This window comes from Aquimarina amphilecti, from assembly GCF_900109375.1.
GTDB lineage: Bacteria > Bacteroidota > Bacteroidia > Flavobacteriales > Flavobacteriaceae > Aquimarina > Aquimarina amphilecti.
This window is the reverse complement of the sequence record NZ_FOAB01000003.1, coordinates 617,441-632,312: the sequence shown is the minus strand read 5'-3', so window position 1 is coordinate 632,312 and position 14,872 is coordinate 617,441. Positions and strand designations below refer to the sequence as shown.

Sequence of the window (14,872 nt, the reverse complement as noted above, 5' to 3'; positions counted from 1 at the left end):
GGATTTAGTTTATAATTTCGACTTTTTGACCATCTTTAACACTTCTGGCGCCTTCACTTATAATAGCATCGCCATTTTTGATGCCTTCAAGGATTTCAATAAAATCTCCCTGTGTTTTTCCAGTTTTTACAATGGTACGTTTAGCTTCGGCAATGTTGTTAGTGTTTTTTCCAGAAGTAACATAGGTATATTGATCTCCTTCTGAGTTTTCAGAAATAATACTCTGTGGTATTAAAATTGCCTTTTCGCTAGTATAATCATTGATTTTTACTTTAGCAGTAAGGTTAGGCTTAATAACACCATCCTTATTTGGTACTGCTACCTCAACAGTAAATGAACGATTATTTGGGTTTATGTAATTACCAACTTGTCGAATTTTTGTATCGATAGTGGTACCAAGTATAGGAAAATGAACTTTTGCTTCTTTTCCTTTTACGATACTAGAAATGTAACTTTCAGGAACTTCTATCTCGATATACATATCGTTTAAGTTAACGATACGGATCAATTCTGTTTGTCCTGGGGCTACTACACTTCCTTGTTCAGCTATAACGTCATCAACAATTCCAGAAAATGGAGCGGTTACTACAGACCTAGCTAATTGTCGTTTCATCTGATCAACTCCGTTTTTTGAAGATTCATAATTCGTTTTTGCCTGTAAGTATTGAATTTCAGAACCTATTTTTTGTTCCCATAATTTTTTCTGACGCTCATAAGTAGTTTTTGCTAATTCTGCCTGCACTTCCATTTGAGCTACTTGTTGACTAAGACCACCATCATCAATTCTTGCTAATGTTTGTCCTTTAGAAACGCGTTGCCCTTCTTTTACGAATACTTTTAGAAGTGTTCCTGAAGTTTCCGGATATAAAACAATATTCTTTTTTGTTTCTACACTTCCTTGTAATTCTAAATAATGAGTGAACAGGGTGTCTTTTGCTTGTATTGTAGTTACTAATGGAAGTTTTTTGATACTGTCTAAAGAAGCTATTGCTTCATCTAATTGTTTTAGCTTATAAGCTACAGCTTGTTGTTCTGCTACAACTTCACTTCTTTTGGCTCTAATTGCTGTTAGATCTCCATTTTCTATTACTTTTTCAATAGACTTGCCGTCTTTTTGTCCACAAGAAACAAGAAGAAGGAATACAGAGAATATGGTAAGTATTTTTTTCATGAGTATGTCTAGTTATTAGGTGTATTTTGAATTGATTCTAACTTGGCTTTATTGTTTATAATGGTAAGCATTGCTTGTAGTACCTCTTGTTGTACACTATACAATTGTAATTGAGCCTGTCTTAGTTCAAAGCTAGAAGCCAATCCTTCGGTATATTTTATTTGATTTTTGTTTTCTATTCTTTCTGCCAAAGCAAGATTTTGTTTTGATGTTTCATAGGTTTCTAAAGAAAGCTGATAATCACTTACCGTAGAGTTGTATTGTAGCTGAATTTGTTGCTGTACTTCTGTGAAAGATGTATTAGCTTGTTCAAAAGCAATTCTTGCTTGTTGAGTTTTCGCACTCCTTCCTAAAGAGCTGAAAATAGGTATATTAAGACTTACTCCTAATATAGAAGATTGAAACCACCGTTGTTCATTTTCTAAGAATGTAAAAGTGTCACTATTAGCTTGTGTTCCATAATTGACAAAAGCGGATAATGTAGGCAAGGCTTTACTTTTTTCTAGTTTTAGTTCAAGTCTTCTTTGCTCCGTTAATAAGTACCCTAATCTATAGTCAACATTGTTTTCTATTATAAAGGGTTTTAATCCAACGGATGTATCAACATTCTTAATTGTCAAATTATCAAGGTTATCAGATAAAACAGTGTTGGAATCTACATCCACTCCGATAGTTAGATTAAACATTTGTAATGCAATCTTCGATAACCTTTGTGCATTGTTCAATTGATTCGTAATTTGGAGTAACGTGATTTGTAATTGTTCTACATCCTCTTCTTCTGCTAAACCATTTTCGAAAATCTTTTTTCTTTCTTCATAGTTTTTTTCTAAAGCAGCCTTGTTATTCTGAAGTATTTTAATGCTTTCATCTGACACCAAAACACTCCCGTAGGCATTAATGACACTTTCACGAACATTAAGTTGAGTTTTTTCCTGAGAATCATTGGTATATTGTAAAAAACTTTTAGCTGCTTCTAAGCCAACAAGATAAGATCCGTCAAAAAGTAGTTGAGATAATGTGGCACTTGCGGTCAGTTGTTGTTTAGTTCCAAAAACTACTGGTATAAAACCATCAAGAGGATCGGGAGAACCGTTAGCAGTTAAGTCAAAAAATTCCTCAACTGTATTAATAGTACTTTCTCTACTGTCAAAAGCTGAAGCGGGCAGTAAAGAAACAGGTTGTTTTAATTGATTTTGATAATCAATTGCAGCATTAATTTGTGGTAAACCCGTTGCTGTGGTTTCCCATTTTTGCTTTAAAGCTTTAGCTACATCACGTCTAGCGTTTATAGACTGATAACTATTTTCTAGTGCAAATTCGATTGCCTCATCTAAAGTAAATGAATATTGAGAAGAAACCGGAGTTTCCTGTGCAAAAGAAAATGTTGTAAATAAGCTAAAGAAACATATCGACCAAAGGTTGTTTCTCATAATTTATGGTTGTTTTAATAGGTTGTCTAAAATTTTTAATCCTTTTTCTGTGGCAATACCACGTACATGATATTCTAAATAGTCTGTCATTAATTTCGATACTGGAAAATGTTGAATAGGAAACATTTCTTGATCTTTTATTCCTGTCATTCCCATAAAATATAGTCTTGAAATAATTTCGATATCTATATTTTCTCTAAAAACTCCTGTTTTAATACCTCGCTCTAGATTTTCAATTACGCATTCTTGCATAGTTTCAAACTGTCTTACTTTAAGACTACTATGTATTCTAGGGTAATATTTTTGAAGTTGGTATTGAGGAGATGTTTTTTCATCTTTCAAATGATACATAACAAAGGCCTTAATAGCATATAATTCTTCTATAGGTTCTTTGTTTTCTTCTAAAATGGAATCGATACCGTCACTAATAGTGCAAAACAAATGATCCGTAGTAGCTTCTACTAATTTTGTTTTATTCTGAAAATGCGCATAGATCGTTTTCTTAGAAATCCCTAATTCAGAAGCGAGGTCGTCCATAGTTACACTTTTGAAACCAAAGCTTAAGAACATATCATTTGCTTTCTCGATTATTTTTTCCTTCATCTAGGGTTTGAATTATTTTGTGCAAATGTACATGAGGAAACTTTAAAAACATTAAAAGTTTCCTAAGTTTCACAATTTTTTAACAATGAAATAACTTGAACCGTCCTTTAGATGAGTTGAGTTGTTGAGAAGCTACATTTTTTATATAACGAAAAATGATATTCAACTTGGACATTGATTTCCATAAATTATTTAGTACGATAAATATAATTGATAAGTATTTTTGATAATAGATATGGTTTTTAACTAAACGGTTTTTTAATTTTTATTTTACCTTAGCACAAAAAAAATAAGTAGTGAATACCATTTTAAATTATCAAGAATACTTTTTAGATTATTTATCAGAGAATACTATAAAAAAGGAGCCTAAAAATCTTTATGAACCTATTTCATATATCCTAACACTGGGGGGGAAGAGATTAAGACCAGTCTTGGTGCTAATGACTTCTGAGATTTTTGGTGGTTCCTACGAAAAGGCACTAGATGCGGCTTTAGCTATTGAAGTTTTTCATAACTTTTCTTTGGTTCATGACGATATTATGGATGATGCACCACTTAGAAGAGGAAAAGAAACTGTTCATGAAAAATGGGATATTAATACAGGTATTCTTTCAGGAGATGCTATGTTGATTAATGCTTATCAGCTTTTTGAAAATTATGAAGGAGATACTTTTAAGCAATTAGCACAATTATTTACTAAAACTGCTATAGAAGTATGCGAAGGGCAACAATATGACATTGATTTTGAAACAAGAGATGATGTTACTATTCCAGAATATTTAAAAATGATTGAGTATAAGACTGCAGTGCTTGTTGCTGCAGCTATGCAGATGGGGGCTATTATAGCGGAAGCTTCTAATACATGTAAATCTGCTATTTATGATTTTGGAAGATTGCTAGGCTTAGCTTTTCAACTACAAGATGATTACTTAGACGCTTTTGGTGATCCAGCTACTTTTGGTAAGCAAGTGGGTGGGGATATTATCGAAAATAAAAAAACCTTTTTATATCTTAAAGCGATAGAAAATGCAGATGATAATGTAAAAAAACAATTAGAAGGACTTTTTTCTTTAAATCCAGAAGATCCATCTGAAAAAATACAGACAGTTAAAAGTATTTTTGAAACTACAGGAGCAAAAGAGAAAACAAGAATAGAAATTGAAAAATATACAGAAAAAGCTTTTGAAGTTCTAAATGATTTGTCTATTTCACAGGATAAGAAGAAAATTTTACAAGCTTTTGGAGAGCAATTAATGAATAGAAATGTATAAAAAAACCTGATTTATGATTAAATCAGGTTACGCTTAGTTGAGGCAAAAAAATACTGCGTATTAATATTAATAAAGGTAGTGTAGGTGACTACTCTATTAACTTCTTTTATTTTTTTTAATTTTTACTGATTTAAAGTTGAAATCAGTGTTGGCAATAAAGTTTTCTCCGGTTTTTACATTCATAAATTTCCATTGATACCCTTCATTAGTTTCTTTTATATCCGATCTTGCTATAGAAGAAATGGGTACACCAAGGTAATTTTGAATTATACTATTAATTTTATGATTAATTTCTTTAGTCTTAGAATTTGTAATTGAACTTTTTTTGTCAGCTATTTTTTGAGTAGATACAGTAGGGTCTGTTTCTTCCATTGTTTTTTTGGAACTAGAACAGCTGATAATAGAAAGACCTAAAATAGCAATGAGTAATTTTGTTTTCATAATGAGTTTGTTTTACAGTTCAAAATTACTGACTAAGCATAGTTTTTTTATGGATTAAGCATAATTAAAACGTGTAATATTAGATGATTTGTAATTTTTTCCGATTAAGAACATATGTTTTTAGAAAAAATCTAGATAAATGTATATTGTAAGCATAAATTATAAATAAGTAAATGTTGTTATGAAAGTGTTTGTTAGTGCGTTTTTGTTATTTTTTCTAAATTTTATGTGTGCTCAAGAGAGTTTTGATAAAATTAATGACTCATATGAAACGTTTTTAGAAAGAATTACAGCTAAGGATACTTTAATAAAAAATAGAACAAAATATTATAAATGTGCAGAGGATCTATCAGGAAGAATTGAACTATATTATCTTGATGATGAGTTAAGGTTAATGACTCATATTTATAAGCAAGGTTTTGGGAATGATACATTTTTAGAAAATTATTTTATAGAAGAAGATGTGCTAAGACTGAAGACTTCGATTTCTGAAATAATGTATATGAATACTCTTTATAAAGAAAGTAGTCAAGGTGTATCTTCTACAAGTGCAGAAAAAGTAGTTGAAGTTACTGAACAGAGAATGTATTTCGAAAATAATGAGAAATCAAAATGTTTCGAAAGAAAGCATAGTGAGAAGCTTGCTGATTGGGATCAACAATATTTTAATACTCTTACGCTTAAAAAAGGTATCTGTATAGAAGGTGTAGAAGATATACGTTATAAGTATAGACTTCTCAGAAAAGCTGAAAAGAAATTAGATAACTATTCTAATAGAAAACCTAGATGTATTTTTCATATCTGGTAAAATAATATATTTTAGAAATCGGATACTTGGGTATTCGACTTTTTATTGTTCTTTATTATTTTAACAGACTCAAAATTAATGTCAGTAGATCCTATAAAGCTCTTGCCGTTTCGTACATTCATAAATTTCCAATGATATCTTGAATTTGTGAGTGTAATAGGTGAGATGGCTATAGAAGATATAGATATGCCCAGATGCTTTTCTATAATTGCATTAATTTCCCCTTGTATTTTGGGATCGTTTACCTCACTTAATCCTTTTTTTTCTTTTTTTACGTAATAAGGATTGTTGTTAGGATCAAATTTTGTGGTTACCGCTTTTTTGTTACTAGAACACGAGGATACTGCTATCGCGATGGATAACATAAGAATATGGTTTTTCATTTTACTTTGGGGTTTTAATCGTAATTGATATTAAAAGTAGAAAAAATACAGGAAAACGATAGAGCTTCTGCTATATATTAGATGACCGGTATTTTTTTCTAGATAAAAAACGCATTTTTCTCTGTAGTATTGTGGTTTTTAGAAAAATACTCTCACGAAAGGGGCGTAAGCACTAGCATAAATACTTTTGTTGTCATCATATAATACATCATATCGTAATCCGACACTCACAAATCCTATTCTATAGCCTGCTCCAATAAACAAAGCCGGATACCAATAATTATCACTTATGTCTCCTCCTTCAATTTCAAAATTTCTACTTACTCCCATTTGTTCGAACTCTGCAGATAGTTGTAACGCCGGGAGAGGGTTATAAAGAGTGATAAGACTAGCTCCATAATTAGTAGCGGTGAAATTACGCGAGTCCGTGTACCCGAAATTAAGTCCGAATCCCATACTGAAGTGATTGTTAAAGTCATAGATGGCAGAAGGAGCTAATATTCCATTAAAAGTATCGTCTGTAAATCCAATCCCTATATTTCCTCCAATTCTAACTCGAGACCAAAAATTGTCTTCCTGAGAATAACATTGTTGTAAGGAAAATAATATTAAGGAAACTAAGGTTATGATTTTGATTTTATGAATAAGAAACACTTTCATTGTTAAAATTGTAAAAAAATGTTACAATAAATATATATAATTCGATACTCAATATACTGTAATTATTGTATTTTTGTGATGTTTTATAATAAAAAGACGGTTGAATACCTACATATGGATAAATATTCATTTTTGAATGCGGCTAATACCGCATTTTTTGCAGATTTATACGATCAATATTTGCAAAACCCAGATAGTGTAGAACCTAGTTGGAGAGCATTTTTTCAAGGATTTGATTTTGGATTAGAAAGTGCAGAGGACTCTGGGGAAACAATTTATATAGAAAAAGATTCGGGAGATAAGGCGATAGCTGTTCCCGAAAATCTTCAGAAAGAATTTCAGGTAGTGCGTCTTATAGACGCATACAGAACCAGAGGTCATTTGTTTACCAAAACAAATCCGGTAAGAGAAAGAAGAAAATACCATCCTTCACTTGCTTTAGAGAATTTTGGTTTAAGTCAAGGTGACCTTAATACGGTTTTTAATGCTGGAGAGATTATTGGAATTGGACCTAATACATTGAGCAATATAACCGTTCATTTAGAGCAGATATATTGCGATGCTATCGGTATTGAATACATGTATATTCGAAACCCTGAAGAAAGACAATGGATACAGGATCGAGTTAATTTTAATACAAATAGGACTAAATTTTCTACTGATCAGAAAAAACACATTCTGAAAAAACTAAATCAAGCAGTTTCTTTTGAAAGTTTTTTGCATACCAAATATGTTGGACAAAAACGTTTCTCTCTGGAAGGAGGAGAGTCTTTGATACCAGCATTAGATGCTTTGGTAGAAAAAGCTGCTGATATGGGGGTTAAAGAATTCGTTATGGGGATGGCACATCGTGGTCGTCTGAGTACACTTACTAATATCTTCGGGAAAAGCCCTAAAGATATTTTTAGCGAGTTTGATGGTAAAGATTATGAAGAAGCTGTTTTTGATGGAGATGTGAAGTATCATTTGGGGTGGACTTCTAAACGAAAAACGGATTCTGGGAAGGCAATTAATATGAATATTGCTCCAAATCCTTCTCACCTAGAAACAGTTGGAGCAGTTGTGGAAGGAATTACCAGAGCAAAGCAAGATAAACATTACAAAGAAAATATATCACAGGTTTTACCTATAGTTGTTCATGGAGATGCAGCTATTGCGGGACAAGGGTTAGTTTATGAAATTGTGCAAATGGCACAATTAGATGGATATAAAACAGGTGGAACTATTCATATAGTAGTAAATAATCAGATCGGTTTTACTACTAATTATTTAGATGCACGTTCATCTACTTATTGTACAGATGTTGGTAAGGTGACTTTATCTCCAGTACTTCATGTGAACGCGGATGATGCAGAAGCTGTAGTGCACGCTACAAATTTTGCATTAGATTTTAGAATGAACTTTGGTCGTGATGTATTTATTGATTTATTAGGATATCGAAAATATGGTCATAACGAAGGTGATGAACCTCGTTTTACACAACCTAAATTATATAAAGCAATAGCAAAGCATAATAACCCTAGAGATATCTATGCAGAAAAATTAATTTCTGAAGGGATTATTAAGGCTGAGTATGTAAAAGAACTGGAGAAGGATTATAAAGCATCTTTAGAAGAAGAACTAGAAGATTCTCGTAAGCAAGAGAAGACTGTTATTACACCATTCATGAAAGATGAATGGGACGGGTTTACTCGAGTTCAAGAGGATGAAATGATGGCAGTTGTAGATACTACATTTTCCAAAGCAGATCTTACTGAAATTGCAGAAGTGATTACCAAATTACCTTCTGATAAGAAATTTCTTCGTAAAATAGAACGTTTGATTGATCAACGACATAAGATGTTTTTCGAAAAAGATCAATTGGACTGGGCTATGGGAGAATTACTGGCCTATGGATCATTATTGAAAGAAGGTTATGATGTTAGAATGAGTGGGCAGGATGTTGAGAGAGGAACTTTTTCTCATCGACATGCAGTTGTTAAAGTTGAGGATAGTGAAGAAGAAGTCTTGCTACTGAATAACCTGAAAGGAGAGCAGGGAGACTTTTGTATTTATAATTCATTACTTTCAGAATACGGAGTTGTTGGGTTTGATTATGGATACGCTATGGCTAGTCCAAAAACCTTGGCAATTTGGGAAGCTCAATTTGGAGACTTTAGTAATGGAGCTCAGATTATGATTGATCAGTACATTTCTTCTGCGGAGGATAAATGGAAGCTTCAGAATGGATTAGTAATGTTATTACCACATGGATATGAAGGCCAAGGAGCAGAGCATTCTTCTGCTAGAATGGAACGTTACCTTCAATTATGTGCTAAAGATAATATGTTTGTAGCAGATGTTACTACACCAGCTAATATGTTTCATTTGTTAAGAAGGCAAATGAAAGCTACGTATCGAAAACCCTTAATTATTTTTACTCCAAAAAGTTTATTGCGCCACCCTAAAGTAGTTTCTTCGGTAGAAGAATTTGCTAATGGAAGTTTTCAGACAGTAATTGATGATCCTGTAGCTAAGGCAAAAGATGCTAAAACTTTGGTTTTCTGTACGGGTAAGTTTTATTATGACTTATTAGAAGAAAAAGAAAAGTTGGGTAGAAATGATGTTGCTTTAGTTAGATTAGAGCAATTATTTCCACTTCCAGCAAAGGAAATGGATAAATTAATTAAAAAATATAAGGCTACCGATATTGTTTGGGCTCAAGAAGAACCTCGTAACATGGGTGCGCTAAGTCATATTTTAATGCATTATGATGATGCGAGTTCTTTTAGATTTGCAAGTAGAAGACCTTACGGTGCTCCTGCAGCTGGTAGTGCAACGAGATCTAAAAGAAGACATCAAGAAGTGATTGATTTTGTATTTGATAAAACAAAAGATAATCAAAGAAGAAAAAGAAAATAGTAAAGTAACTATAAATCGAAATATTTTCGCGAAAGCGATATAAAGTATAAATTTAGAATTATGGCTTTAGAAATGAAAGTCCCTTCTCCGGGAGAATCCATTACAGAAGTAGAAATAGCTCAATGGCTTGTAGAAGATGGTGATTATGTAGAAAAAGACCAAGCAATAGCGGAGGTAGATAGTGATAAAGCAACATTAGAGCTTCCTGCAGAAGCTAGTGGTATTATTACCCTAAAAGCAGAAGAAGGTGATGCTGTCGCTGTTGGTGAAGTTGTGTGTCTTATTGATACAGATGCAGCTAAACCAGAAGGAGGTTCTTCGTCTCCTAAAGAAACTCCGAAAACAGAGGGAAAAAAGGAAGACGTTCCAACGCCTGCAAAGACAGAGACACCAGCTCCAGCTAAAACTGAAACATATGCAACCGGAACAGCTTCTCCGGCAGCTAAAAAAGTATTAGCTGAAAAAGGTATTAATGCTTCTCAAGTAAAAGGAACTGGACGCGATGGACGTATTACTAAAGCGGATGCAATTGATGCAAAGCCGTCTATGGGTACTCCAGGACCAGGAAGTAGAGGAGAATCACGTAAAAAATTATCTATGCTACGTCGTAAAGTAGCGGAGAGATTGGTTTCTGTGAAGAATGAAACTGCAATGTTGACTACTTTTAATGAGGTGGATATGCAGCCGATATTTGATTTAAGAAAACAATATAAGGAAACATTTAAAAGTAAACATGGAGTTAGTCTTGGGTTCATGTCGTTTTTTACCTTAGCTTGTGTAAGAGCGCTAAAAATGTATCCAGCTGTTAATTCGATGATTGAAGGTAAAGAGATGATTTCTTATGATTTCCAAGACATCAGTATTGCTGTTTCTGGGCCAAAAGGATTGATGGTTCCTGTAATTAGAAATGCAGAAAATTTAAGTTTTAGAGGAGTTGAATCTGAAGTTAAAAGATTAGCTATTAGAGCTCGTGAGGGTCAGATAACAGTTGATGAAATGACAGGTGGAACTTTTACCATTACCAATGGAGGAGTTTTTGGTAGTATGTTATCTACTCCAATCATAAACCCACCACAGAGCGCTATTCTTGGAATGCATAATATTGTAGAAAGACCAATTGTAAGAGATGGACAAATAGTTGTAGCGCCTATAATGTATGTTGCTTTATCTTATGATCATAGAATTATTGACGGTAAAGAATCTGTTGGGTTCCTAGTAGCGGTTAAAGAAGCTTTAGAAAATCCGGAAGAATTGTTAATGGATAATAATATAAACAAGGCATTGGAGATGTAATACATGCTTTGTTTTACATAAAAAAACCTCAATTCAAAAGAATTGAGGTTTTTTTATGTAAAAATCTTTCTAAGAAAGGGAGATGATGATCTGTGGAGCAGATCAAAGGTTGTATTAATTGTTGGAAACTAAAATTAAAGATTTTTTTAGTTTTGTTAAAAAATTAACTAAATTAACAGTTTTGTATTGTTTTTAATACTTCATTACTTTTTATAACATTATTGTTTATAACAACTTTGTGAATTTTTCAAAAATGATAGATCATAGAATCTAATAACAATTAATAATAAACAATGGTATCATTTACAATAGAAGAAATCAAGACTATTCTACAAGGGAAATTAAAAGGTAATACCAGTCAAATAATAACTGGATTAGATGAATTGAAAAACGCCAAAAGAGATCAGATTACTTTTATTAGAAGCAAGAAGTTTGCTTGTCTATGGGACACCTCTAATGCCTGTGTGGCCATTGTGAATGAAACTTTAGATATTGAACCTGGTCCAGATCGAGCATTTATTATGGTGAAGAATGCAGATTTTGCGATGTCCAAGTTATTAGAAGAATTTGGCCTAGAAGATCCGGTTTTTGATATTGATATTCATCCAACAGCAGTAATCCATGAATCTGCTATTGTAGGAGTTGGAAGTAAGATTGGCGCAGGTTGTTATATAGGTAAAGATGTTGTTTTGGGTGATAGTGTTGTGCTTTATCCTAATGTAACTGTTTTTGATGATTCAGTGATAGGTAATAACACCGTTATTTGGTCTGGAACAGTAATTCGAGAGCGTTCTGAAATTGGTAGTGATTGTATTTTTCATAATAATGTCAGTATAGGTGCGGATGGTTTTGGGTATTTACCCAATGAAGACGGTCGCGGACTTTGGAAAATTCCACATATTGGAAATGTTATCATTGGTAATGGCGTTGAGATAGGTGCTAATTCTTGTATTGACCGTGCTAAGTTTAGTTCCACCATATTAGGAGATGGTTGTAAAATTGATAATTTAGTTCAGATTGGACATAATTGTAAATTAGGGCGTTTTTGTATCATGGCAGGTAGTAGTGGTTTGGCAGGTTCTGTTACATTAGGTGATGGGGTTGTTATTGGAGGAAGTGCTTCTATTAAGGATCATGTAACAATCCATTCTGGAGCTACAGTGGCTGCAGGTTCGGGTGTTATGAATGATGTTCCGGCAGGGAAAACTGTTTTAGGGTATCCTGCTTGTGATTCACGAGAAATGCTTAAGCAATGGGTTACTTTACGGAAACTAGCTAAATAGATTATAAAATTCGATTGTTTAAACATAAAAGGTTCAAAACTAATTAGTTTTGAACCTTTTATGTTTAAATTTAGTTTTTTACTGCTTTATAATTTTTGTTGTATAACTATCAGTATTACTATTGATTTTTATTAAATATAATCCTGCTGATAAATTACTAATATCTAGATTGGATTGTTCACTCTTTAATTCTTTAGAAAAAACTTTTTTACCCTGAAGAGAATAAATCTCGATGTTGGAAGATGTGTTAGTAGTCGGAAATTTTATGTTCAAAATATTACTTGAAGGGTTAGGGAAAACCTTTACAGAACTTATCTTTTGTTCTTGATCATAAACCGATAGAGTGGCTGTCTCTTTTTGATAGAAATTTAAAGCATGCATCGCATATACTAAAGGAGCGTTCCAGTTAATAGTAATTTCGTTTGTAGAATAAGAGCACCAATGATCTACATATTTTGAGGCCGGTAGATTAGATGGAAAACTAACTCCAGAACCAGAACAATCACCTGTATCTGGGTTGTTTTCATTTTGTGGTCCACCTACGATCATTCCTGGAATAGGTGCAGAAATACCATCTGCATCTGATATCCTATGATGAGGTTCGAATACTTGTTTATCTCCGAATCCAGTTACATAAGAATATCCAGTTCCATTTCTACCAAAGATATAATCCATGGCAGTGTAAGCGGCATCTATATATGATTTATCTTGCGTGAGTTCATATGCTCTGATAAGTAAAATTAATTGGTTACCTACAGCTCCATTACTTCCCCAAGAATAATCATTGGAAGCCATTGTAATTTTCATAGGTGAGGTGTTTACTTGATCCTTTAATTGATCAGCTGTACTTAACAAAGTATTATTGGCTGCGGTAACATTAATTGAGCTTGCTAAACTCGTAGTGTAGTGAGCAATTGAAATTAAAGCAAGAGGATCACTGTATGGCCAACTTGGAGTTCCTCCTCCAATAGAATTTACATCAATATCATCTCGGTATGTATTTTCTCTAGTTGTAATAAATAATTCAACCGCAGCCCATTGAAATTCATCGGTCACATTACTATCTCCATATTCTCCTGTAAATATATCAGCAACAGGTGTTCCATTGCCTTGTTTATAATAGATGGCAGGATTAGATTGTGCCCAAGCGTAAGCGTCTTTTGCTGCTTGTTCCAATTGGGCACTAAATCCAGGTCTTATGCTTTCATAATCAGAAAAAACTCTTGATGCTACTGCTGTTACCGCAGCAAAATTTAAGGCAGCTGCTGTAGATTTCTGTACAACAAATCTTTCTAAGTTATACGTTGCTGGCATAACTCGGCCAGAAAAGCTTTTAGCGGTTAATTTGTGATATACTCCACCGTCATTAGGGTCCTGCATGTCTAACATCCAATCTAAGTTCCATAAAACTTCATCCAAAATATCAGGAAGATTTCCACCTTGTTCTGGGATATTGTATTCTAAACTTTCCCATTCGGTTCTATAATGTTCAAAAGCAGCTAATAAAGTATATGTGCTAATTCCACTGTTTACAATATATTTATTATAATCTCCAGCATCATACCAGCCTTTTGGAGCAGAAATAACCGTTCCTTCAGGTCTTGCTGATGTAGCTGCTGATGAGTGAACTCGAACAACATTATCCGGAGTTCCTGCAGGTCTTGCATATACACCTGCGTGAGCTGATTCTAGAGCGGTAGAAGAACGATTGTAATAGTAGTATTTAAATGCTTCTTCTCTAAGTTCTGCGTATCCATCTGTACTTACATTAAAAGTAATCTCTTCTTGATCAATCTGAAAACGATATGTTCCAGCGGTATTAACTTCTGAGATGTCAATATTTACAATATGTTCTCCGGAATCATTCCATAAAGAGGACGCTCCAGTAGTTCCTGATAATATTACGTTATTAGAACTATCCAGTATCATATACGATTGGTTGCTAAAACTGCCTTGAGCAGCAATACTAATTGTTTTATTTCTATCTATCAAGTATGATACTTGATTATAACGAACTTCATATGCTGATGGCGGCGGAGGTGTTTCTAAAGGTTCTCCGAAAGAAATCCAATCGATTTCAATAGTTCCTGAATATCCTCCTTGAGCAGCATTTACGAAAAATTGAACAAAAGCTATTTTAGAAGGGTCTACAGGACAAGGAGCTGTAGCTTGAGTACAATCAGATCCTCCATAACCTCCATCCTGTAAATTAGAAGAATAATCTAGTTCATAAATAGTAAAATCATTGTCTATTCTAACGGATAGAGGACTTAAATTAGAAACAAAACCATCTTCATCTTGTATGTCGATTCTTAAATCTGGATTTGAGGTACCTTTTACCTTAATAAAGAGTTTAGTCTGATTTGATATGTTTACTGATGCATCCGAACCATTGTTATGCAATGTATATTTGAATGGGCTGAATGCTGTTGCTGTACCATTAGCATTTATTTGCAAGTTGTCATTAGATAATGAAGCCGAATATGCAGAAGTTGATTCTACACTAAGTATACTTTCGTCGAAGTTATCACTATAGATAATTTGACTATTGGCAGTAAATATTACTATGAACGAAAAGATAATAGTAAATAGATTTCTTTGTTTCATTGGGACAATTTTTTTTAAATT

At 33.2% G+C, this 14,872-nt stretch carries 12 protein-coding genes; 5 read left to right on the top strand and 7 right to left on the bottom strand.

The genetic code is table 11. From position 1 onward, the window contains the following. Positions 1-4: 4 nt before the first annotated feature. From BMY33_RS10490 to BMY33_RS10480, 3 genes are read right to left on the bottom strand one after another with little or no spacing between them, the layout of a single operon-like run. Positions 5-1,171 (bottom strand): efflux RND transporter periplasmic adaptor subunit, encoded by a 1,167-nt coding sequence (locus BMY33_RS10490; RefSeq protein ID WP_091408109.1) that lies wholly within the window; start codon positions 1,169-1,171, stop codon positions 5-7. A gap of 8 nt (positions 1,172-1,179) precedes the next feature. Next, entirely contained in the window at positions 1,180-2,601 is a 1,422-nt protein-coding gene (locus tag BMY33_RS10485; RefSeq protein WP_091408108.1) for a TolC family protein, read from the bottom strand. Between the two features lie 3 nt (positions 2,602-2,604). Beyond that, a complete protein-coding gene (locus BMY33_RS10480) occupies positions 2,605-3,204 on the bottom strand; it encodes a TetR/AcrR family transcriptional regulator (RefSeq protein ID WP_091408106.1) in 600 nt (199 codons plus the stop codon). 296 nt (positions 3,205-3,500) lie between these two features. Between BMY33_RS10480 and BMY33_RS10475 the strand changes: the two genes are divergently transcribed. Further along, positions 3,501-4,475, top strand: a complete 975-nt coding sequence (locus tag BMY33_RS10475) for a polyprenyl synthetase family protein (RefSeq protein WP_091408105.1) — start codon at positions 3,501-3,503, stop codon at positions 4,473-4,475. Between the two features lie 96 nt (positions 4,476-4,571). On the opposite strand, the gene BMY33_RS10470 is transcribed toward BMY33_RS10475, so the two are convergent. Next, complete coding sequence (locus tag BMY33_RS10470) at positions 4,572-4,916, bottom strand: hypothetical protein (RefSeq protein WP_091408103.1); 345 nt, start codon at positions 4,914-4,916, stop codon at positions 4,572-4,574. 181 nt (positions 4,917-5,097) lie between these two features. Between BMY33_RS10470 and BMY33_RS10465 the strand changes: the two genes are divergently transcribed. Then, positions 5,098-5,724 carry a hypothetical protein gene (locus BMY33_RS10465; RefSeq protein WP_091408102.1) on the top strand — a complete coding sequence of 209 codons (627 nt, stop codon included), beginning with the start codon at positions 5,098-5,100 and terminating at the stop codon, positions 5,722-5,724. Positions 5,725-5,735: 11 nt separating this feature from the next. Here BMY33_RS10465 and BMY33_RS10460 read toward each other — a convergent pair whose 3' ends face one another. Then, positions 5,736-6,107, bottom strand: a complete 372-nt coding sequence (locus BMY33_RS10460) for a hypothetical protein (protein WP_091408101.1) — start codon at positions 6,105-6,107, stop codon at positions 5,736-5,738. A 138-nt stretch (positions 6,108-6,245) separates the two neighbouring features. Beyond that, positions 6,246-6,767 (bottom strand): alpha-ketoglutarate decarboxylase, encoded by a 522-nt coding sequence (locus BMY33_RS10455; RefSeq protein ID WP_244543003.1) that lies wholly within the window; start codon positions 6,765-6,767, stop codon positions 6,246-6,248. Between the two features lie 114 nt (positions 6,768-6,881). Between BMY33_RS10455 and BMY33_RS10450 the strand changes: the two genes are divergently transcribed. The 3 genes from BMY33_RS10450 to lpxD all read left to right on the top strand — a co-directional run bounded on the left by BMY33_RS10450 (position 6,882) and on the right by lpxD (position 12,244). After that, positions 6,882-9,668 (top strand): 2-oxoglutarate dehydrogenase E1 component, encoded by a 2,787-nt coding sequence (locus BMY33_RS10450; RefSeq protein ID WP_091408100.1) that lies wholly within the window; start codon positions 6,882-6,884, stop codon positions 9,666-9,668. A gap of 60 nt (positions 9,669-9,728) precedes the next feature. After that, complete coding sequence (odhB, locus tag BMY33_RS10445) at positions 9,729-10,961, top strand: 2-oxoglutarate dehydrogenase complex dihydrolipoyllysine-residue succinyltransferase (protein ID WP_091408099.1); 1,233 nt, start codon at positions 9,729-9,731, stop codon at positions 10,959-10,961. Between the two features lie 293 nt (positions 10,962-11,254). Beyond that, a complete protein-coding gene (gene lpxD / locus BMY33_RS10440; protein ID WP_091408097.1) occupies positions 11,255-12,244 on the top strand; it encodes a UDP-3-O-(3-hydroxymyristoyl)glucosamine N-acyltransferase in 990 nt (329 codons plus the stop codon). 78 nt (positions 12,245-12,322) lie between these two features. Here lpxD and BMY33_RS10435 read toward each other — a convergent pair whose 3' ends face one another. After that, positions 12,323-14,851, bottom strand: a complete 2,529-nt coding sequence (locus BMY33_RS10435; protein ID WP_091408096.1) for a glycoside hydrolase family 9 protein — start codon at positions 14,849-14,851, stop codon at positions 12,323-12,325. Positions 14,852-14,872 lie beyond the last annotated feature (21 nt).